This window comes from Blautia sp. HCP3S3_H10_2, assembly GCF_052122375.1.
Lineage (GTDB): Bacteria > Bacillota > Clostridia > Lachnospirales > Lachnospiraceae > Blautia_A.
In genome coordinates, this window is the sequence record NZ_JBQKCL010000013.1 from 23,621 (window position 1) to 46,087 (window position 22,467).

17 protein-coding genes are annotated in these 22,467 nt (G+C 45.7%); 14 read left to right on the plus strand and 3 right to left on the minus strand.

The genetic code is table 11. The features are described from left to right. The first annotated feature begins 29 nt into the window (after positions 1–29). The gene (locus tag ACTQWB_RS13855; protein WP_441502750.1) at positions 30–473 is read left to right on the plus strand and encodes a hypothetical protein; all 444 of its coding nucleotides are present in this window, start codon (positions 30–32) and stop codon (positions 471–473) included. Between the two features lie 162 nt (positions 474–635). On the opposite strand, the gene ACTQWB_RS13860 is transcribed toward ACTQWB_RS13855, so the two are convergent. After that, positions 636–1,151, minus strand: a complete 516-nt coding sequence (locus ACTQWB_RS13860) for a VanZ family protein (protein WP_441502751.1) — start codon at positions 1,149–1,151, stop codon at positions 636–638. A gap of 15 nt (positions 1,152–1,166) precedes the next feature. On the opposite strand from ACTQWB_RS13860, the gene ACTQWB_RS13865 reads away from it, so the two are divergent. The 3 genes from ACTQWB_RS13865 to ACTQWB_RS13875 all read left to right on the plus strand — a co-directional run bounded on the left by ACTQWB_RS13865 (position 1,167) and on the right by ACTQWB_RS13875 (position 2,715). Beyond that, positions 1,167–1,298, plus strand: a complete 132-nt coding sequence (locus ACTQWB_RS13865) for a hypothetical protein (RefSeq protein ID WP_441502752.1) — start codon at positions 1,167–1,169, stop codon at positions 1,296–1,298. After that, positions 1,282–2,130, plus strand: a complete 849-nt coding sequence (thyA, locus tag ACTQWB_RS13870) for a thymidylate synthase (protein WP_441502753.1) — start codon at positions 1,282–1,284, stop codon at positions 2,128–2,130. Before ACTQWB_RS13865 ends, thyA begins: the two co-directional genes overlap by 17 nt. Before the next feature lie 93 nt (positions 2,131–2,223). Continuing rightward, on the plus strand, positions 2,224–2,715 hold the full coding sequence (locus ACTQWB_RS13875; protein WP_441502754.1) for a dihydrofolate reductase: 492 nt from the start codon (positions 2,224–2,226) through the stop codon (positions 2,713–2,715). Between the two features lie 173 nt (positions 2,716–2,888). Here the strand turns inward: ACTQWB_RS13875 and ACTQWB_RS13880 are convergent, their stop codons facing one another. Next, complete coding sequence (locus ACTQWB_RS13880; protein WP_441502755.1) at positions 2,889–3,914, minus strand: branched-chain amino acid aminotransferase; 1,026 nt, start codon at positions 3,912–3,914, stop codon at positions 2,889–2,891. 254 nt (positions 3,915–4,168) lie between these two features. On the opposite strand from ACTQWB_RS13880, the gene ACTQWB_RS13885 reads away from it, so the two are divergent. From ACTQWB_RS13885 to ACTQWB_RS13915, 7 genes are all read left to right on the plus strand, one after another. Next, positions 4,169–5,536 carry a 5-bromo-4-chloroindolyl phosphate hydrolysis family protein gene (locus tag ACTQWB_RS13885; RefSeq protein ID WP_441502756.1) on the plus strand — a complete coding sequence of 456 codons (1,368 nt, stop codon included), beginning with the start codon at positions 4,169–4,171 and terminating at the stop codon, positions 5,534–5,536. Between the two features lie 45 nt (positions 5,537–5,581). Beyond that, positions 5,582–6,733 carry a toxic anion resistance protein gene (locus ACTQWB_RS13890; protein ID WP_441502757.1) on the plus strand — a complete coding sequence of 384 codons (1,152 nt, stop codon included), beginning with the start codon at positions 5,582–5,584 and terminating at the stop codon, positions 6,731–6,733. A gap of 190 nt (positions 6,734–6,923) precedes the next feature. After that, positions 6,924–7,994, plus strand: coding sequence for a flavodoxin-dependent (E)-4-hydroxy-3-methylbut-2-enyl-diphosphate synthase (gene ispG, locus ACTQWB_RS13895; protein ID WP_441502758.1), 1,071 nt, complete (start codon positions 6,924–6,926; stop codon positions 7,992–7,994). Between the two features lie 53 nt (positions 7,995–8,047). Further along, positions 8,048–12,580 carry a PolC-type DNA polymerase III gene (locus ACTQWB_RS13900; RefSeq protein WP_441502759.1) on the plus strand — a complete coding sequence of 1,511 codons (4,533 nt, stop codon included), beginning with the start codon at positions 8,048–8,050 and terminating at the stop codon, positions 12,578–12,580. Between the two features lie 103 nt (positions 12,581–12,683). Next, entirely contained in the window at positions 12,684–14,642 is a 1,959-nt protein-coding gene (locus tag ACTQWB_RS13905) for a fructose-1,6-bisphosphatase (protein ID WP_441502760.1), read from the plus strand. Between the two features lie 15 nt (positions 14,643–14,657). Beyond that, the gene (locus ACTQWB_RS13910) at positions 14,658–16,073 is read left to right on the plus strand and encodes an amidophosphoribosyltransferase (protein ID WP_441502761.1); all 1,416 of its coding nucleotides are present in this window, start codon (positions 14,658–14,660) and stop codon (positions 16,071–16,073) included. Positions 16,074–16,146: 73 nt separating this feature from the next. After that, positions 16,147–17,085 (plus strand): YARHG domain-containing protein, encoded by a 939-nt coding sequence (locus ACTQWB_RS13915; RefSeq protein WP_441514611.1) that lies wholly within the window; start codon positions 16,147–16,149, stop codon positions 17,083–17,085. A gap of 52 nt (positions 17,086–17,137) precedes the next feature. Here the strand turns inward: ACTQWB_RS13915 and ACTQWB_RS13920 are convergent, their stop codons facing one another. Then, the gene (locus ACTQWB_RS13920; RefSeq protein WP_441502648.1) at positions 17,138–17,353 is read right to left on the minus strand and encodes a helix-turn-helix domain-containing protein; all 216 of its coding nucleotides are present in this window, start codon (positions 17,351–17,353) and stop codon (positions 17,138–17,140) included. 253 nt (positions 17,354–17,606) lie between these two features. Here ACTQWB_RS13920 and ACTQWB_RS13925 point away from each other — a divergent pair, with 253 nt between their 5' ends. From ACTQWB_RS13925 to topA, 3 genes are all read left to right on the plus strand, one after another. Next, complete coding sequence (locus ACTQWB_RS13925; RefSeq protein WP_441502649.1) at positions 17,607–19,202, plus strand: YifB family Mg chelatase-like AAA ATPase; 1,596 nt, start codon at positions 17,607–17,609, stop codon at positions 19,200–19,202. Positions 19,203–19,277: 75 nt separating this feature from the next. After that, positions 19,278–20,162, plus strand: a complete 885-nt coding sequence (dprA, locus tag ACTQWB_RS13930; protein ID WP_441502650.1) for a DNA-processing protein DprA — start codon at positions 19,278–19,280, stop codon at positions 20,160–20,162. A 72-nt stretch (positions 20,163–20,234) separates the two neighbouring features. Then, positions 20,235–22,313, plus strand: a complete 2,079-nt coding sequence (gene topA / locus ACTQWB_RS13935) for a type I DNA topoisomerase (RefSeq protein ID WP_441502651.1) — start codon at positions 20,235–20,237, stop codon at positions 22,311–22,313. Positions 22,314–22,467 lie beyond the last annotated feature (154 nt).

Below are 22,467 nucleotides of genomic sequence, written 5' to 3' on the forward strand. Positions count from 1 at the left end.
AAGATGGAAAGCGCAGGAGGATATGGGCTATGAGTGAACAGGAAAATAAAAATCCGGAAGAGAAAAGCACCAAAACAGGAGTTCCGATGAGAACGTATCTGATCATGATACTGGCTGGTGTTTATGTGGCGTATCTTGGCGTATCCCTTTGCCAGAATGTGATAAAGGGAGCTGATGGAAGTAATCCGGGATTTATGGTTGTTGGTGTTATCTTTATTGTGCTTGGCGTGGTTTTTGTGATCAACGGGATCAGAGGAAGCCTGAGAGTGAGCAAAGCGCAAAAAGAGCAGGAAAACATTGAGAAGGAACCGGCAGATTCCATAAGTGCATCCGAAAATGTGGAAGAAGCTTCAGAAGCATCAGAGGGGGAGGATGAGAGCAGTCCGGCTCCAGCCAAAAAGATGTCTCTTGCAGACCGGGCGAACCTGGTAAGCAGGATGGGGGATGTAAATGAGGAAGATGAGGAGTTATAGCAACTGATGAATGCCTTTACAATATTTTATACCCCATCAATATATTTTTTTCGCTAAATCAATTTGATTAGTTGCCAAATTGAGCATAAGGCTGATAATAAAAAAGGAAGAACTACAATGTCTGTTCAGTAGTTCTTCCTTTTTATTATAGTGAAAAGTTATTCAATGACGTCTCCTACGTCGCCGTTTCCCACTTGGATTATGTAAGCTGGCCCAGCAAAAAGCCTGAACAAGCAGGATTCCGACTGTAACGCCGATGCTGTCGATTCCTACGTCTCTTACAGAAGGACTGCGGTCTGCAACAAAGGACTGGTGGTATTCATCAAGTCCGGCAAATCCTACGCAGATCACACCTGCCAGAAGAATCAGCCAGATCCCTCTTACCCCGTAAACATACAGTGGGAAAGAAATCGCGATCGCCAGCAGACAGTACTCTGTCATGTGGGCTGCTTTGCGCACATAAAATTCAATGGAACTTGCAGAGTAGGCAAGCTCGTCATAGGTTTTGTTTTCATTGAGAACTTCATTCTTGGTTTCTACAATCTGGTAGCTGACTTCGTAACTTAAGGCCCCGGACACCTCCCCTGTCTGGGCTGAAAATGAGTAGATCAGATACATCATCAGAATTGCAGGAAGAAAAGAAAGAGGTTTCAGTAAATGGATTAAAATTTTCTTCATGGGGTCTACTATAACATGGGAAAATTGGATTGTAAAGGGAAAAGGTGGTTTGCCTTGTTATTTACAGGAATCTATGCTAAAATTGTTGAAGCATTAATATCGGTGGGAAAACAGGAGGAGAAGGCGAGCTATGAGTTTGGCAGATAATATATTTATAGATATGTGCAAAGACGTAATTGAGAACGGAACCAGTACAGAAGGTGAGAAAGTCCGCCCGGTTTGGGAGGATGGAACTTCAGCTTACACCATTAAGCGGTTTGGTGTTGTGAACCGGTATGATCTGAGAAAGGAATTTCCAGCTCTTACTCTCCGTAAGACCGCACTGAAGAGCGCAATGGATGAAATCCTGTGGATCTGGCAGAAGAAATCCAATAACATTCATGATCTTCACAGCCATATCTGGGACAGCTGGGCAGATGAGAATGGTTCCATTGGGAAAGCATACGGCTATCAGCTGGGCGTGAAGCACCAGTACAAAGAGGGAATGATGGATCAGGTAGACCGTGTTCTTTATGACCTGAAAAACAATCCATACAGCCGCAGGATCATGACCAATATTTACGTACACGAAGATCTCCACGAGATGAATCTTTATCCATGTGCCTATTCCATGACCTTTAATGTGACCAAAGAGCCGGGCAAAGACAAGCTGACCTTAAATGCAATCCTAAACCAGCGCTCCCAGGATATTCTGGCAGCAAATAACTGGAATGTATGCCAGTATTCCCTGCTTCTGATGATGATCGCACAGTGTTGTGATATGGAGGCTGGTGAGCTTGTACATGTGATCGCAGACTGCCATATTTATGACAGGCATGTTCCGGTTATCAAGGAGCTGATTTCCAGGACTCCGTATCCAGCGCCGACTGTGAAGCTGAATCCGGAAGTGAAGAATTTCTATGATTTTACGACCGATGATCTGATCGTGGAAAATTACCAGACCTGGCCCCAGATCAAGAATATCCCGATCGCGATCTGAGCGAAAATCCAGAATGATAAATTAGAGCCTGTTTGAAAAATTATCTTGCAGAAAGCCTTTTTCAAACACGCTCTAGGAAAGAGAAGGTGCAAAATGAAAATAATTGTAGCAGCAGATAAAAACTGGGGAATCGGAAAAGACAATAAGCTTCTGGTAAGCATACCGGCAGATATGAAGATGTTCCGCCAGGAAACAACGGGAAAGGTTTGCGTCATGGGAAGAAAAACGCTGGAGAGCTTTCCAGGAGGACTACCCCTTAAGAACCGCACGAATATTGTGCTTACCCGGAATGAGAATTATAAAGTGAAAGATGCCATCATTGTTCATTCTATTGATGAGCTTCTGGAAGAACTGAAGATGTATCCGGCAGAAGATGTTTACTGTATCGGTGGCGATACGATTTACAAACAGCTGCTTCCGTATTGTGATGCAGCACAGGTGACGAAGATCGATTTTACATACATTGCAGACAGTTATTTTCCGAACCTGGATGAAGATCCACAGTGGCATGTGGCTGCTGAGAGTGAAGAGCAGACTTATTTCGACCTGGAATATAAGTTTGTGCGGTATGAGAGGAATAAATAATTTATTTCGATTATCTGCGATGAGAAAAGGATGAGGTTCTGAAACTGCTAGAAAGCCTGCAAATAAAAAGTCAAGGCTAAATTTATGAAAATTGAAAATTTTATGCAGGTTGTAAAATGGTATAAGAATGAAAAATAAGAGGCTGTGGTTCAGTGAACCGCAGCCTCTAAAAATTACTCGATAACTTTCAGCCATCCCTCAGGAGCCTGGATACGGCCCATTTGGATTCCGGTAAGTGTCTCATACAGCTTCTTGGTAATCGGTCCCATTTCGTTCATGCCGCTTGGGAAGCAGATCTCTTTACCGTGGTCAACGATCTTGCCAACAGGAGAGATAACAGCAGCAGTACCACAAAGACCACACTCTGCGAAATCTTTTACTTCGTCGAAGTATACTTCTCTTTCCTCTGCTTCCAGTCCAAGATATTCCTTGGCAACATAGATCAGGGAACGACGTGTGATAGAAGGAAGAATACTGTCAGACTTCGGTGTTACGACCTTGCCATCCTTTGTTACGAACAGGAAGTTTGCACCGCCAGTTTCTTCAACCTTGGTACGTGTCTTGGAATCAAGATACATGTTCTCATCAAATCCATTCTTATGGGCATCAACGATTGCGTGAAGGCTCATCGCATAGTTCAGACCAGCTTTGATATGACCGGTACCATTCGGTGCAGCACGGTCGAAATCACTGACACGGATTGTGATCGGCTTAGCGCCGCCCTTGAAATATGGTCCAACTGGTGTGGTGAATACACGGAACTGATACTCATTAGCTGGCTTTACGCCGATAACAGCATCACTTCCGAACATGTATGGACGTACATATAAAGTAGCACCAGAACCATATGGTGGTACATATGCAGCATTTGCTTTAATTGTCTGAACAACTGCATCAACAAAACGGTCTTTCGGGAATACAGGCATTTCCAGTCTTGCTGCGGAATGCTCCATACGCTCTCCGTTCAGGTCAGGACGGAAAGTAACAATACGTCCGTCTTCTGTGGTGTATGCTTTCATACCTTCGAAAACAGTCTGTGCATACTGAAGGACACCTGCGCACTCGCTGATGGTAACGGTATCATCTGTGGTAAGTCCTCCCTCATCCCATGCACCGTTTTTATAATTAGATACATAACGGTAATCGGTTTTTACATAACCAAAGCCCAGGTTGCCCCAGTCAATGTTCTTTTTCTCCATAACAATTTCCTCCTAGAGTAATTTCTTCGGGTGGATTCTTTACTTGTAGTAACAATTGAATTCACGACGCTTTTTACTATTGTAAAACTTTTACGTGTGAAATTCAATGGGAAAAGTAGAAATTTAGATGATTTTCCCGTGAAAATCCCGTCAAAAGGGAGAAATGGTTTATATTTTTCTGTTGTCTTGTTTTTTGCAGGGGATTTTTGTATAATAAAAACAAGCATTACGGAATAAAATATCCGGAGGAAAATATGGGATATAATGAATTTGATGAGCTGGGAGATAAGATCCAGGACATCATTGACAGTGCTATAAATGAGAAAAATTACCAGAAACTGAGTCAGACCATCAACCAGGCGCTGAACAAAGCGATTGATAATGGAAGTGATGCGCTTAAGGATGCACTGAACAATACGGTAGGAAGTGGGAAATATACCAATTACCGTACTGGAAGCTCGTATGATTACAGGCAGAACCGTTCCTGGGAATTCCAGAAAGAAGGAAATAATCAGGAAAATGAGAGAAATCGAAGAAATGGAGAAGCGTCTGGAAATACAGACGCAAATTCTTCTGTCTTTGGTCAGACAGATCTGACATTGTATTCATCTGCCAATGGGATCAGGGTGAAAGGTCTTTTAAAGACTGTGTTTGGCGGGATTCTTACCGGAACTTTTGGAATAGCTGCTATACTTTGTGGAGCGCTTGGGATTGGATTTGGAAAAGGTGCTGTGTTAGGTGTTTCGGCTGGTTTAACCGTCCTTACCGCCGCCAGCGGTCTCCTTCTCGGCCAGGGCTGCACGACCCTTGCAGGACTGAAACGCCGCAGCAAATATATTGACGCATTGGGAAGCCACACCTACGGAAATTTCCAGCAGCTTGCACTTGCAGTTGATAAGCCGGTGAAATTTGTAAAAAAAGACATCAAACGAATGATAAAAAAAGGCTGGTTTCTTCAGGGACATGTAGACAAGCAGGAGACCTGTCTGATCACCAGTAATGAAACCTATGAGCAATATGTAAGTACCCAGAAGCAGTTAGAAGAGCGTCAGCAGAAGGAAACACTGCTCCGGCAGCAGGCCGATGAGAGCGCGCGCCGGGCGGACGAAAGCCGTCAGCAGGCAGAGGAAAGAAAGCGTCAGGAAGAGAAAGAGAACCTTTCCCCGGAAGTTCGACAGGTTCTTGATAAAGGAAATGATTTCCTTGAAAAGATCCGCAGGAGCAACAATGCCATACCAGGCGAGGAAATCTCCAGGAAAATTTCCCGCATGGAGCTGATCGTGGCGAAAATCTTTGAGAGGGCGAAGGCACATCCGGAGATCATCACGGACCTGAACCGCCTGATGGACTATTATCTTCCCATGACTGTGAAGCTTCTGAATGCCTATGAGGACATGGACAGCCAGCCTGTGCAGGGAGAGAACATCACTTCCTCTAAGAAAGAGATCGAGGAAACCATCGATACTTTGAACATCGCTTTTGAGAAGCTTCTGGATTCTGTATTTGCAGATGTGGCCATGGATGTTTCCAGCGACATTTCGGTTCTGAATACAGTGCTTGCCCAGGAGGGGCTGACAGAGGACGAGCTTACCCGCATGAGGAAGAAGGCAGGAAAAGAATAAAAGGATTATGTGAAGAATGTAAACAGCAACCATAAGGAGGAAGCTATGGGAAACGAATTTACAGGTTTTGAAGATAACGCACCCACACTGACACTGGAACCAGATTTGGGAGAGCCTAGGGCAGAGATGGCAGTACAGCCAGAAGTAGAAGCTGTAAAAAAAGAAATGGAACAGACCGTTCTTTCCCATGAGGAACAGCAGATGGTGGATAGCTTTGCCCAGAAAATCGACATCGAGAATACCAACCAGATTTTACAATATGGCGCGGGAACACAGAAGAAGATGGCGGATTTTTCCGATGCGGCTCTTGAGAATGTGCGCACCCAGGATCTTGGAGAAGTGGGAGACCTGATCAGCCAGGTTGTGGGAGAACTACGTGATTTTGACGTGGCGGAGGAAGAGAAGGGGTTCCTTGGCTTTTTCAAAAAACAGGGAAATAAAATCGAAAATCTGAAAAACCGCTATGCAAAAGCAGAAGTAACCGTTCAGAAGATCGTGACCTCACTGGAGGAACACCAGATGCGTCTGATGAAAGATTCTGCGGTTCTGGAGAAGATGTATTCCCAGAATCTGAATTATTATAAAGAACTGACCATGTACATTCTTGCCGGGAAGCAGAAGCTTCAGGATGTGCGTGATGGGAAACTGAGAGAGCTGGAGGCAAAGGCTGCAGCCAGCGGCCTGCCAGAGGATGCACAGGAAGCTAAGGATCTGGACAGTAAATGCAACCGCTTCGAGAAGAAGCTTCATGACCTGGAACTGACCAGAACCGTTTCCCTTCAGACGGCACCACAGATCCGCCTTGTGCAGAACAATGATACCCTTATGGTGGAAAAAATCCAGACCACCATTGTCAATACCATTCCTCTTTGGAAAAGCCAGATGGTATTGGCACTTGGAATTGCCCACTCCACAGAGGCTGCTCAGGCACAAAGAGAAGTGACGAATCTGACTAATGAACTTTTGAAGAAAAATGCCCAGGCACTTCATCTTGCATCCACTGCGACTGTGAAGGAATCAGAGCGTGGAATTGTGGATATTGAGACTTTGAAGCAGACTAACCAGGAGCTGATCGCCACTCTGGATGACGTAATGAATATCCAGAAGGAAGGACGGGCGAAACGGGCGCAAGCAGAGATGGAAATGCGCAAAATGGAAGAGGATTTGAAGAAAAAATTGTTGGAAATCCAGCATTAGAGTGTGTTTGAAAAAGCTTTTTTCGCAGGAATGGTTTTTCAGATAGCTCCAGTATGCCATGCAGCAGGGGTGTCACAATAAGACATCCCTTTTGTGCTCTATACATCTGCTGCTGTACAGGAGTTTAAAAGGAAAAAAACAGGCTCATATGCAGATGTTATCATAAATGCAAAAATTGGAGGAATAAACTATGTATAGAGATCATACCAAGGTCATTCAGATAGGAAATAAAAAGATTGGAGGGGGAAACCCGATCCTGATCCAGTCAATGACCAATACAAAGACAGAAGATGTGCAGGCTACGGTTGAGCAGATTCTTGCCCTTGAGGCAGCTGGCTGTGATATCATCCGCTGTGCAGTACCTACTATGGAAGCTGCGAAAGCGCTGGGAGAGATCAAGAAACAGATTCACATTCCCCTGGTGGCGGATATCCATTTTGACTATCGCCTTGCCATTGCAGCCATGGAAAATGGGGCAGATAAGATTCGGATCAATCCGGGAAATATTGGAAGTAAAGAGCGCATCAAGGCTGTTGTGGATGTGGCGAAGGAGCGGAATATTCCTATCCGTGTCGGGGTAAACAGTGGCTCCCTTGAGAAAGAGCTGGTGGAAAAATACCATGGAGTGACTGCAGAAGGTCTGGTAGAGAGTGCTCTTGACAAAGTGCATATGATCGAAGAACTTGGCTATGACAATCTGGTGATCAGTATCAAATCTTCGGATGTGATGATGTGCGCAAGGGCTCATGAATTGATCGCGAAGCAGACCAGTTATCCGCTTCATGTAGGAATTACAGAAGCCGGAACCTTATATTCTGGAAATATTAAATCCGCTATTGGACTTGGTATCATCCTGTACCAGGGAATCGGCGATACCATCCGTGTTTCCCTGACAGGCGCTCCGTTAGAAGAGGTGAAATCCGCTAAACGTATTCTGAAGACATTAGGACTTCGCAAGGGCGGGGTGGAAGTAGTGTCCTGCCCGACCTGCGGACGTACCCAGATCGATCTGATTGGTCTGGCAAATAAAGTAGAAACTATGGTACAGGATATCCCACTTGACATCAAGGTCGCAGTAATGGGGTGTGTGGTAAATGGACCAGGAGAAGCGAAGGAAGCTGATATCGGAATCGCCGGTGGCGCAGGCGTTGGGCTTCTGATCAAAGGCGGCGAGATCATAAAGAAGGTGCCAGAGGATCAGCTCCTGGAAACGTTACGTGATGAGTTGATGAACTGGAAGACCAGTGAGGCGGGTCAGTAAAACGTAGAGTGAACAGTCGTATTTGGATAAAACAGAAGGTGTATATTCTATAAATGGAAAAAGAATTTTTTGACGTATTTCCAAATTTAAAATTAAAGCAGGAATTAAGTGAACTTCTGGAGGACGTGATCGTCACAAAGGTGGCGTGTAATTCTGCGAAAACCTGCGTGCGGGTATACCTGAAAAGTGACAGATGGATTCATAAGAAGCATATTTTCAGCCTGGAGGAACAGATCAAAAGACAATGTTTTCCTGGAATTGAAGTAAGTGTGAAGGTAATCGAGAAATTCCACCTGTCCAGACAGTACACGCCGAAGAATTTTCTGGATACTTACCGTTCCAGTATGGAGCTGGAGCTTCGAAATTACAATATGCTGGAATACAACCTGTTCAAACAGGCGCAGATCACGTTCCCGGAGGATGACTGCCTGAACATGGTGCTTCCGGATTCTGTAATTTCCAGACAGAAGAGTGAGATCCTTGTGGAGTATCTTCACAAGGTTTTCTGTGAACGCTGCGGAATGAATCTGAAGGTTTCCCTGGATTATGTACAGACAGAAGAGAGCAAATACCGTAAGAATGCGGCCATCCAGATCCGTCAGGAAGTGGCAAATGTGCTGAAGCATGCCAAGCTTTCCACAGAAGAGGAAAGTGCGAAAGCCATTGAGGCAGCAAAGGAGAAAGCAAGCCAGGATGCCGGGAAAAAGGCAGCAGGGGAAACAGAAAAGAAAGCGGAGAAAGAACCAAAAGCACAGGAAAAGAAATCCTTCGAGAAAAAGCCTTTTGAGAAGAAGGGAAAATGGGGCGGCGATTTCCGTGGTGGCTTCCGCAAGGATCCAAACCCGGATGTTATATATGGAAGAGATTTTGAAGCAGATCCCATTCCTCTGGAAAATATCGTGCAGGAAATGGGCGAGGTTGTCATCCGCTGCCAGGTTATGGATGTGGAGGCAAGGGAAATCCGGAACGAGAAGACCATTTTGATCTTCCCGGTCACTGATTTTACCGATTCCATTACAGTAAAAATGTTCCTGCGCAACGAGCAGGTCCCAGAAATAAAAGATCATGTGAAAAAGGGCGCTTTCCTGAAAATTAAAGGTGTTACTTCCATTGACCGTTTCGATGGCGAACTTACCATAGGTTCTATTTCCGGAATCAAGAAAATCGCTGATTTCAGAAGTGCAAGAGTGGATACCAGCCCTCAGAAACGAGTGGAACTGCACTGCCATACCAAGATGAGCGACATGGATGGTGTAACAGAGGCGAAAGCTCTGGTAAAACGTGCCTATGAATGGGGACATCCGGCAATCGCTATCACTGACCATGGTGTGGTACAGGCTTTCCCGGAGGCGAATCACTGTTTTGATGCCTGGGGAGGCTGCGTGCCAAAGGATTCTGACTTTAAGGTCCTTTATGGTATGGAGGCGTATCTGGTAGACGATCTGAAAGGTATGGTTACAGGGCCCAAAGGACAGTCCCTGGACGGAAGATTTGTTGTTTTTGATATTGAGACCACCGGATTTTCTCCTCTGACCTGTAAGATCATCGAGATCGGTGCGGTGCTGGTAGAAAATGGCAAAATTACCGACCGTTTTTCTACATTTGTCAATCCACAGGTGCCGATTCCGTTTCGAATCGAGCAGCTGACCAGCATCAATGACAGCATGGTGATGGATGCCCGTCCGATTGAAGAAATTTTACCGGAATTTCTGAAATTCTGCGAAGGAGCTACCATGGTAGCCCACAATGCAGATTTCGATATGAGCTTTATCATAGAGAACTGTAACCGCATGGGTATTCCCAATGATTTTACCTATGTAGATACAGTTGGTATGGCCAGATTCCTTCTGCCTGCCCTGAACCGTTTTAAGCTGGATACAGTGGCAAAAGCAGTTGGTGTTTCCCTGGATCATCACCATCGGGCTGTGGATGATGCAGAGTGTACTGCAAGGATTTTTGAGAAATTTGTGGAAATGTGCGCCCAGAGAGATATTACAGATGTAGACCAGCTGAATGAGCAGGGAAAAATTTCCCCGGATACCATCAAGAAGCTGCCCACCTATCATGCCGTAATTTTTATGCGCAATGAAACTGGCCGTATTAATCTGTATAAGCTGGTAAGCCAGTCCCATATTAAATATTTTAACCACAGGCCACGTGTGCCAAAAAGCGTGTTCGAGGCTCACAGGGACGGGCTTCTTATTGGAAGTGCCTGTGAGGCAGGAGAGCTTTACCAGGCGCTGCTTCGCAATGCACCGGAGCAGGAGATTGCAAGACTGGTAACCTTCTATGATTATCTGGAAATCCAGCCGCTTGGGAACAATATGTTCATGGTGGAGGATGAAAAGAATGACACGATCCACTCCAAGGAAGACCTGATCGAGATCAATAAGAAGATCGTGAAGCTGGGAGAGCAGTTCAACAAACCGGTAGTTGCCACCTGCGACGTGCATTTTATGGATCCACAGGACGAGATTTACCGTCGTATTATCATGGCAGGAAGCGGTTTCAAGGATGCCGATAACCAGGCGCCGTTGTACCTTCGTACTACAGAGGAAATGATGGAGGAGTTTTCTTATCTTGGAAGTGAGAAGGCGGAGGAAGTAGTAATTACAAATACGGTAAAGATAGCGGATATGATAGAGAAAATGTCTCCGATCCATCCGGATAAATACCCGCCGGTCATTGAAAACTCTGACCAGGACCTGAAGGACATGTGTTTCCAGAAAGCACACGAAATGTACGGAGAGGTGCTTCCGAAGATCGTGGAAGAACGTCTGGACAAAGAGCTGCATTCTATTATTTCCAATGGATATGCGGTGATGTACATTATCGCCCAGAAACTGGTGTGGAAGTCCAATGCAGACGGTTATCTGGTGGGATCGCGAGGATCGGTAGGATCTTCCCTTGCTGCGACCATGTCTGGTATCACAGAGGTAAATCCTCTTCCACCTCATTATCTCTGCCCGAATCCGGAGTGCAAATACAGCGACTTTGATTCTCCGGAGATCAAGGCATTTTCCGGTATGGCAGGGTGTGATATGCCAGACCGTATCTGTCCGAAATGCGGCACTAAAATGACCAAACAGGGCTTTGATATTCCTTTTGAGACGTTCCTTGGATTTAAGGGAGACAAGGAGCCGGATATTGACCTGAATTTCTCAGGAGAATACCAGTCCAATGCCCATCATTATACAGAAGTTATTTTCGGAAAAGGCCAGACCTTTAAGGCCGGTACCATTGGTACCCTGGCAGATAAGACTGCATTTGGTTATGTAAAGAATTACTTTGAAGAGCGGGGACAGCACAAGCGTTCCTGTGAGATCAACCGTATTGTACAGGGATGTACCGGTATCCGGCGAAGTACCGGACAGCATCCTGGAGGTATTATCGTACTCCCCATGGGAGAAGAGATTGAGAAATTTACTCCGGTCCAGTATCCGGCAAACGATTCCAGCAGTGGGTTTATCACCACCCATTTTGATTACCACTCCATTGATGGAAACCTGCTGAAGCTGGATATCCTTGGACACGATGATCCTACCATGATCCGTACCCTTGAGGATATGACAGACTTAAATGCAAGGGAAGTCCCTCTTGATGATAAGGCGGTTATGTCCTTGTTTGCCAGCACCGAAGCCCTTGGAATCGAGCCGAAGGATATTGGTGGGTGTAAGCTTGGCTGTCTTGGCATTCCGGAGTTCGGTACGGACTTTGCCATGCAGATGCTTATGGATACCAAGCCGAAATATTTTTCTGACCTGATCCGTATCGCCGGGCTTTCCCATGGTACAGACGTATGGCTGGGAAATGCCCAGAAGCTTATCGAGGAAGGAAAGGCTACTATTTCCACCGCAATCTGTACCCGAGATGATATTATGATCTATCTCATTGGACAGGGCGTGGAAAGTGGTCTTGCTTTTACCATTATGGAGAGTGTCCGTAAGGGAAAAGGCCTTCGTGATGAATGGATCACCACTATGAAGGAACATGGGGTTCCGGACTGGTATATCTGGTCCTGTAAAAAAATCAAATATATGTTCCCGAAAGCCCATGCAGCGGCTTATGTTATGATGGCTTACAGGATTGCCTGGTTCAAGGTATTCCAGCCATTGGCTTATTATGGGGCATATTTCAGTATCCGTGCCACCGCTTTTTCCTATGAGCTTATGTGTATGGGAAAAGAAAAGCTGGAGTTTTATATGGCAGAGATCCGTAAGAAGGGAGATTCGGCGTCCAAGAAGGAGCAGGATACCCTGAAGGATATGCGTATTGTACAGGAGATGTACGCAAGAGGCTATGAATTTATGCCGATCGATATTTATCGGGCGAAGGCTCACCGTTTCCAGATCATAGAAGGGAAACTAATGCCCTCTATTGACTCCATAGAAGGTCTTGGGGACAAAGCGGCAGATGCCGTGGTGGATGCTGCCGTGCAGGGAAGATTTCTTTCCAAGGATGATTTCCGCGACCGCACCAAGGTCAGCAAGACCGTTATTGAGCTTATGGATAAGCTTGGGCTGTTTGGGGATATCCCACAGTCCAATCAGATTTCGTTGTTTGATTTTTCAACGAATGCTGGATAATGTTACCTGCGAATAGCAGCGGATACGCCACACCGACGAAATGGGTCGCATTTTGGAAGTTGGCTCTGAACCGCTATGGAAAAATATTGCAACAGGAGGCTTCATGAAGACAGAAGAACTGCGTTACCTACAACGTCTGGCGGAACTTTATCCCACCATTGGGAAAGCTTCCACAGAGATTATCAATCTCCAGTCTATTCTCAATCTTCCCAAAGGCACAGAGCATTTTTTGTCTGATATCCACGGAGAGTACGAGGCTTTTTCCCACGTGCTCCGAAATGGTTCAGGTGCAGTGCGGAAGAAAATAGACGATGTATTCGGACACACCTTAAGCAACAGTGACAAGCGTTCCCTGGCAACCCTTGTGTATTATCCCAAGGAGAAAATTGCCTATGTAAAGAAAAAAGAACCGGATATGCTAAACTGGTACAAGATTACCCTGTACCGTCTGATCGAGGTGTGCAAGACCACTGCCTCCAAGTATACCAGATCCAAGGTACGCAAGGCTTTGCCTGCGGATTATGCATATGTTATAGAAGAACTGATCACGGAAAAAGCGGAGGTTCTTGACAAAGAAGCTTACTACGATTCTATTGTAGATACCATCATTGATATCGGCAGGGCAGAGAATTTTATCATTGCCCTTGCAGAGCTGATCCAGAGGCTGGTTGTAGACCATCTTCATGTGCTTGGAGATATCTATGACAGAGGTCCGGGTCCCCATTTTATCATGGACAGACTGATGGATTACCATTCCCTGGATATTCAGTGGGGCAATCATGACGTAGTCTGGATGGGAGCTGCTGTGGGCCAGGCCGCATGTATGGCGACAGTGATCCGAAACAGCATCCGTTACGGCAATCTTGATATTCTGGAAGATGGTTACGGGATCAATATGATGCCCCTTGCTGCTTTTGCGATGGAAGTATATGGGGATGATCCCTGTGATGTTTTCGAAATTCATGGAAATCCTTCTAATTATAATGCCCTGGAGAAAGAATTAAGCCGGAAAATGCACAAGGCAATTTCCATTATCCAGTTTAAGCTGGAAGGAGCCCTTGCCAAAGAACATCCGGATTTTCACATGGAGAACCGGTGTGTGCTGGAAGGCATTGATCCGGAGCATGGAACTGTCCGCCTGCCAGATGGAACAGAGCATAAGCTTCTGGATAATCATTTCCCAACCATTGACTGGGAACATCCCTATGAACTGACTGACGGGGAAAAAGATGTGATAGAGCGTCTGACTTCAGCATTCCGGAATTGTGAAAAGCTGCAGAACCATATGCAGCTGCTTCTGGACAAAGGAGGCCTTTACAAGACCTATAATGGGAATCTTCTGTTTCACGGAAGCATTCCGCTTAATGAAGACGGGACTCTGAAAGAAGTCCGGATTTATGGCGAGACTTGTAAAGGCAAGGCACTTTATGATAAACTGGAAGCCTATGTAAGAAAAGCATTTTTTACCGTAGACGAGAAGGAGAAGAAGGAAAGCCAGGATATTTTGTGGTATATCTGGGCAGGTCCCAATTCCCCGCTTTATGGAAAAGATAAAATGACCACGTTCGAGCGTTATTTTATCGCAGATAAAGAGACACACAAAGAGAAAAAGAATGCCTACTACCATCTCTGGGAAAAAGAAGAGGTGGTAAACCGTATGCTTCAGGAATTCGGACTGGATCCGGAGAAAGGGCATATTATCAACGGTCACGTGCCGGTACACCAGCTTGAGGGAGAGAATCCTGTGAAATGTGACGGCAAAGTGATCGTAATTGATGGTGGTTTCTGCGAGGCATACCGGAATGTGACCGGTATTGCCGGATATACTCTGATATACAGTTCCTATGGTTTGAGTCTGACTGCACATGAGCCTTTTACTTCGGCAGAAGATGCAGTGGCAACTGAGAGGGACATTGTGTCCAACCGTGTGGCTGTCCGGTATAACCCAAGGCGTGCACTTGTAGGAGATACGGATAACGGTAAGGCACTGAAAGAACGAATTCAGGAGCTGAAACAGCTTTTGGATGCCTATCGAAAAGGCGTTATAAAGGAGAAAAAATAAGGAGACTAAGAGAAAATGGGTGGAATTTTTGGTGTTGCTTCAAAGTCTGATTGTGTAATGGATCTTTTTTTTGGAATTGATTATCATTCCCATCTGGGAACAAGAAGAGGTGGAATGGCTGTTTTTGACAGGATAGGCGGTTTTAACCGTGTGATCCATAATATTGAGAACTCTCCCTTCCGTACCAAGTTTGACAAAGATGTAGCAGAGATGGAGGGAAATATTGGAATCGGCTGTATTTCCGATAATGAACCCCAGCCTCTTCTAGTGCGTTCCCATCTGGGAAATTTTGCCATCACCACAGTAGGTAAGATCAACAATATAGAAGCATTGGTGGAGAAATGTTTTCAGGATGGACATACCCATTTTCTGGAGATGAGTGGCGGCAGTGTGAATCCAACAGAAGTGACAGCGGCCCTGATCAATCAGAAGGACAGTATTGTGGAAGGAATTCGTTATGCCCAGGAGATGATCGAGGGTTCCATGACTCTTCTTCTTATGACAGGAGAGGGAATATATGCAGCACGTGACCGCTATGGCCGTACACCGCTTGTCATCGGCAGGAAAGAGGATGCCTGCTGCGCTTCCTTTGAAAGCCATGCTTATATTAATCTTGGATATGAGGACCTGAAGGAATTAGGCCCTGGTGAAATTGACTTCATTACGCCGGAGGGTGCCCAGGTGCTGCAGCAGCCAGGAGAGAAAATGCGGATCTGTTCTTTCCTGTGGGTATATTATGGCTATCCTACCTCTACTTATGAAGGAGTAAATGTAGAGGAGATGCGCTATAAATGCGGGGATATTCTGGCTGGAAGAGATGCTGGGGAAGTAAATCCGGACCTGGTAGCTGGTGTACCGGATTCTGGTATCGCACATGCCATTGGTTATGCAAACCGCTCCGGAGTTCCATTTGCCCGCCCGTTTATCAAATACACTCCTACCTGGCCCAGATCTTTTATGCCCACCCAGCAGAGCCAGCGTAATCTGATCGCCAGAATGAAGCTGATCCCGGTACATAAACTGATCAAGGATAAGAGTCTTCTGATGATCGATGACTCTATTGTAAGAGGCACCCAGCTTAGGGAGACAACGGAATTTCTGTATAATAACGGGGCGAAGGAAGTGCATATCCGCCCGGCATGCCCGCCTCTTTTATACGGATGTAAGTATCTGAATTTTTCCCGTTCCAAGTCAGAAATGGATCTGATCACAAGACGTATCATCGCAAAACGTGAGGGAGAAAATGTATCCGATAAGATCCTGCAGGATTATGCAAACCCGGATTCCACCAATTATAAAGAAATGCTGGAGGAAATCCGTAAAGAGCTGAACTTTACATCACTGAAATACCATCGTCTGGATGACCTGAAGAAATCCATTGACATCGAACCATGCAAGCTTTGTACCTATTGCTGGAATGGACAGGAATAAAGGAAGCGACAGCAATCGTTTTTATTCCAGGTCAGGGACATGGAAGTCATTTTGGTACAGGAGGTAAGCGCATATGAAAAAACAGAATAAAGATGTACTAAAAGCAACTTTGTTTGCACTGATCGCCATATTCATCATGATTGGCATTGCAGGTCTGCTATTTGCCAATCACAAAAAGAATCTTCAGAAGGAACAGCAGAAAAAGGCGGCTATTGAAGCACTGGAAAAGGTGCCTACTGTGACACCTACACCTGCTGCGACTGCTACGCCTACACCGGAGCCTACTGCTACCGTGACGCCTACGCCGGTAATCAGCCGTGCGCCTGCATTTATGGCAAATGACTATTATGGAACCTGGTACAGCAAGGATGGCCTGGTAACATTGACAATTGATGATCTTACTCTTAAGTCTGTTACTTTTTCATTTTCCCAGGCAAAGGACAGTGAGGGCACCAAAGTTTCAGAGGCTTCTGATACGGCAAAGGTATCCGGAAATGCGGCGAAACTGTCTTTTTCGGATTCCTGGGGAAACAAGGTAAGTGGAAATATGACCTTCGACCAGGGCAAGCTTTACCTGCGTCTTGACACTGTAGAGACAGCGGATGGTGCTGGAATGGCTCCATCTGTAGATGAAGTGCTGACCAGGGAGAAGGCGGCTTTGGTTAATGCAGAGCCAACTGTGACGAAGGCTGCCGGAGAGAAGAATACGGATATTTCTGACAGGGATTACATTTTCCCGGAAAGTGACAGCCGTTATCTTACAGATGAGGATCTTTCCGGCTATTCCTCCGATCAGCTGGAGCTGGCCAAAAATGAGATTTATGCCCGTCATGGAAGGAAGTTTGTGACACAGAGAATTGCAGATTATTTTAACGGCAAATCCTGGTATAAAGGAACGGAAGATCCGGATACCTTTGATAATAATCAGGGGGAGATCTTTAACGAATATGAAGTCGCGAATATAACGAAAATTGCAGAACAGGAAGCGAAGCTTCGAAGTGAAGGCAAATAATGAAATACGAAGCAAAAGAAAATGCCAAAATGAGGGGAGGATTGTTCCCCCCTCATTTTGGCATTTTCTTGTTATCAGTACGTCCGACCAGATAGTCAATACTGGTCTCATAGTAATTTGCAAGCCGGATCAGCATTTCAATAGGAATATTCCTGGAGCCGGTTTCATAATGGGAATAGGAGCGCTGGCTGATGTGAAGAATTTCACTGATCTGCTTCTGGGAAAGATCGGCGTCTGTCCGAAGATCCTGGATTCTCTGAAATTTCATAGGTTCACCTCTTTTTCTTCTGTAGAATCGTTCAGAGCTGGCAGTTAAAAGTAGAAGGAAACATGCGCTGGCTCTGAAAGGGTTCAAATTCTTTCAGAAAGTATAAATCAGAACGAAATGCACTATTGCAATCCAGAGCAAAATGGGCTATAATAAATTTTGTATATCTTTTAATCACATCTTTGGGTCAGAATATTTATATGTGACCAGTACTATTTTTTGATCTTTTCATCTTTTTTATTCCAGAGACATATTGAAGCGGCAGAATAGTTTCGGATACGGGGAAGAACTATATCTGCAGAAAGGAATAAGAGTGTTTGCAAGTGTTTTATCAGCGGCAATTTCCGGAATGGAAGTCTGTTCGGTCCAGGTGGAAGCAGATGTAAGCAACGGGCTTCCCTGCTTTACTATGGTTGGCTTTCCCAGCACACAGGTTAAGGAAGCACAGGACAGAGTGCGTACCGCCTTGAAAAATAACGGAATCAGTCTGCCGCCCAAGAAGGTGACTGTGAATCTGGCACCAGCAGATTTAAGAAAAGAGGGGGCTGGATTTGATCTGCCGGTTGCAGCTGCAATTCTGGCAGCAGCAGGTTTTCTGGAACCAGGACTGCTTAAGGACGTTATGGTGATGGGCGAGCTTAGCCTGAATGGCGAAGTGAGAAGCATTTCCGGTGTACTGCCAAGAGTGATCCGGGCCAGAGAGCTGGGATGCCGGTACTGCATTATCCCTTTTGGAAATCTGAAAGAAGGAATTCTGGTGCAGGATATGCAGGTGATTGGTGTCCGGCATATAAAGGAGGTGCTGGACGTCGTATCAGACCCGGATGGATTCCAGAAAGGATGGGTCCCTTTTGAAGAGCATAAAGAGAGAGAAAAAGAAGCGGTTCCAGCTGTGGATTTTATGGAAATCTGCGGACAGGAAAGTGCCAGAAGAGCAGCAGAGATCGCAGTCAGCGGTTTTCACAATATTCTGTTCATAGGTCCACCTGGTACCGGGAAAACCATGCTGGCTAAAAGGATTCCTACGATCATGCCTTCTCTTACCTTTGAGGAAAGCCTGGAGCTTACAAAAATTTACAGCATTGCAGGCCTTTTAAGCCAGGAAAGACCACTGATCCAGGTAAGGCCTTTTCGAAGTCCCCACCATACCAGTTCGGCAGCAGCTCTGGCCGGAGGTGGCAGGATACCAGGGCCAGGGGAAGTGACGCTTGCCCACAGAGGAGTGCTGTTTCTGGATGAATTGCCGGAATTTACACGAAGAAGCCTGGAAGTGCTCCGGCAGCCTTTGGAGGATAAACAGATCCAGCTGTCAAGAGCAAGCGGAACTTATGTATTTCCAGCCGGATTTATTTTGGTGGCTGCCATGAATCCCTGCCCATGTGGTTATTATCCTGACATGAACAAGTGCAGATGCACAGCAGGGGAAGTGAGCCATTATCTTCATAAACTGAGTCAGCCTCTTCTGGAAAGAATTGATCTTTGCGCTGATGTGCCTCCAGTTAGTTTTTCCCAGATTTCAGGTGCAAAGAAAGGAGAGAGCTCGGCTGTTATCCGGAAAAGAGTGGAAAAAGCCAGGAAAATACAGCAGAAACGTTATCAAGGGGAAAAAATCTGTTTTAATGGGGAACTATCTGGCAAACAAATCCAGAAATACTGCGTTCTCACAGAGCATGCCCTTCAGGTGGCAAAGGATGCTTTTGAACTTATGGAACTCAGTGCCAGATCCTACCACAGGATTTTGAAAGTCTCCAGAACGATTGCTGATATGGAGGGAGAGGAGCTCATACACACCAGGCATGTTGCAGAAGCTATTACTTATAAGGCTTTTGATAAAAAGTACAAAAGTTAAGGGCAAAAATGGAGTGCTTATGAAATTGTTTCAAATATAAGATTCATAAAACCGTGCATTTGGAGGTAATCTAGTATGGAAGAAATACAAAAAATTAAGTGTGTGACCAGAGAAGAGCCGGAATTTCCAGAACGCCTCAGAAAGCTTTCCGGAATGCCGAAAAAATTGTATTATATTGGAAATCTGCCGGATCCGAAGAAGCCCTCCGCAGCTGTGATCGGTGCCCGTATGTGCAGTCCCTATGGCAGATGCCAGGCATTTAAATATGCAAGAACCATGGCAAAGCATGGCGTGCAGATCATCAGTGGCCTGGCAAGAGGCATAGATGCAGAGGGACATAAAGGCGCACTGGATACGGACACTCCTACTTTTGCTGTATTGGGAAGTGGCGTGGATGTGTGTTATCCAGCTTCAAATAAAAGGCTTTACCAGAGAATCCTGGAGAAAGGCGGCGGGATCATAAGTGAGCTTCCACCAGGCTCGCCTCCGGTGAACTGGGCGTTTCCAGCCAGGAACAGGATCATCAGCGGACTTTCTGATGCAGTTCTTGTGGTAGAGGCGAAAGAACAAAGCGGCTCTTTGATCACAGCTAATTTTGCCCTGGAGCATGGACACAGCGTTTATGCCCTTCCGGGAGCTGTGACAGAGGAACTGAGCAGAGGCTGCAACAAGCTGATTTTTGATGGTGCAGGAATTGCCTACAGCCCGGAAATCATGCTTATGGAATGGGGGATTGAAGAAAAAAACAGCCTTCAAAATTTGGAAAAAAAGAAGTTGGGGCTTGCACCAGATTTGGATTTGGTGTATAGTGGTCTCGATTTACGACCTGAAAACCTGGATAATTTGATCAGAAAAACCGGGCTTTCAGCGGCAAAAGTCTGTACCTGTCTCACCGAACTTACGCTTATGGGGCTTGTGGGAGAGAACGGCAGACAATACTACAGAATATCAGGGGGCTGATTCTGCAGTGATCTGAAGTGACTGTGAAAGGATTTTACAGTTGCAATCTGAATACAAATTAGGAGAGGTAGTATGGCTAAATATCTGGTGATAGTGGAGTCACCTGCAAAAGTAAAGACAATAAAGAAATTTCTTGGGTCAAATTATGAAGTAGAGGCATCGAATGGACATGTGCGTGATTTCCCCAAGAGTCAGTTTGGAATAGATGTAGAAAATGATTTCGAGCCGAAATACATTACCATCCGCGGAAAAGGGGAGTTGCTTGCCAAGCTTCGCAAGGCAGCCAAGAAAGCGGATAAGATTTATCTTGCAACTGACCCCGACCGTGAGGGAGAGGCGATTTCCTGGCATTTGATGCAGGCTCTGAAAGAAGATCCAAAGAAAATGCACCGAATCACATTTAATGAGATCACAAAGACTGCTGTCAAGGATTCTCTGAAGCATGCAAGAGGACTGAACATGAACCTTGTGGATGCCCAGCAGGCAAGAAGAATGCTGGACCGTATGGTTGGTTATACCATCAGTCCTTTATTGTGGGCAAAGGTAAAACGCGGTTTAAGTGCAGGCCGTGTGCAGTCTGTTGCGCTTCGCATCATCTGTGACCGGGAGGAAGAAATCAATTCTTTCATTCCGGAAGAATACTGGAGTCTGTCTGGTGAGTTCCTGGTTGCCGGGGAGAAGAAGCCTCTGGAGGCAAAGTTCTATGGAACAGACAAGAAGATGGATATCCACAATAAGGCTGAGATGGATCAGATTCTTGCAAAGCTTCAGGATGAGGAATTTGAGATCTCCGAAGTGAAAAAAGGTGAGCGGACCAAGAATGCACCTCTTCCGTTTACCACCAGTACTTTACAGCAGGAAGCTTCCAAGACACTGAATTTTTCTACTCAGAAGACTATGCGTCTTGCACAGCAGCTCTATGAGGGCGTTGATATCAAGGGCAGTGGTACTGTGGGTGTGATCACATATCTTCGTACCGATTCCGTCCGTATTTCCGATGAGGCAGATGCAGCTGCGAGAAGCTACATTGGAAGCCAGTACGGAGAAGAATATGTGTCTGAATCGGTTAAGGCAGTAAAGAAAGGGCAGAAGATCCAGGATGCCCACGAGGCAATCCGTCCTACCGATATCAGCCGTACACCTGTACAGATAAAAGAATCCCTTACAAGAGACCAGTTCCGGCTGTATCAGCTGATCTGGAAGCGGTTTGCGGCAAGCCGTATGGCACCAGCCAGATATGAGACTACATCTGTAAAAGTAGCTGGCGGGGATTATACATTTACCGTATCTGCTTCAAAAGTGGCATTTGACGGTTTCCTTTCTGTGTACATGCAGGAAGAGGATATGAAGAAGAGCAATGTTTTAAGCCAGAGCCTGACCAAAGGCATGAAGCTGAAACTGAAAGAATTAAAGCCGGAACAGCATTTTACCCAGCCGCCGGCGCATTATACAGAGGCTTCCCTGGTAAAGACCATGGAAGAACTGGGAATCGGCCGTCCAAGTACTTATGCACCGACGATCACTACCATCATCAGCCGCCGTTATGTTTCCAAGGAGCAGCGTAATCTTTATGTGACAGAGCTTGGGGAAGTTGTAAACAGTATTATGAAACAGGCATTCCCAAGTATTGTGGATGTGAATTTCACTGCTACTATGGAGGGACTGCTTGACTGCGTCGAGAATGGTACTGTCCAGTGGAAGACCGTTGTGCGTAACTTCTATCCAGACCTGAAGCATGATGTGGATGCAGCTCAGGAAGAACTGGAGAAAGTGGATATCCATGATGAAGAGACAGACGTGGTCTGCGACAATTGTGGCCGTCATATGGTGATCAAATATGGTCCCCACGGAAGATTTCTTGCATGCCCTGGATTCCCGGAGTGCCGCAATACCAAGCCTTACTATGAAAAAATCGGTGTAGCGTGCCCGAAGTGTGGTAAGGAGGTTGTTCTGAAGAAGACCAAGAAGGGCCGTAAGTATTATGGCTGTGAGGACAATCCGGAATGTGATTTTATGTCCTGGCAGAAGCCATCTGACAAGAAGTGCCCGGTATGCGGAAGTTATATGGTGGAAAAAGGCAATAAACTGGTGTGCAGCCAGGAGACCTGTGGCTATGTAGAAGCCAGACCAAAAGAGGAAAAAGACAATTAAGGGATTTTAAAAGAAAAGTTCTCCTGCGTGGCGAGAGTATAACCACGCAAGGGGGACTTTTTTGCGCTATAAAAAGGTACTTGGAATTTCAGATACTGCTGTTGTTTAACGAATAGTTTCAAAAACGTTATATTTTCAGAAAAGCTAAACAAAA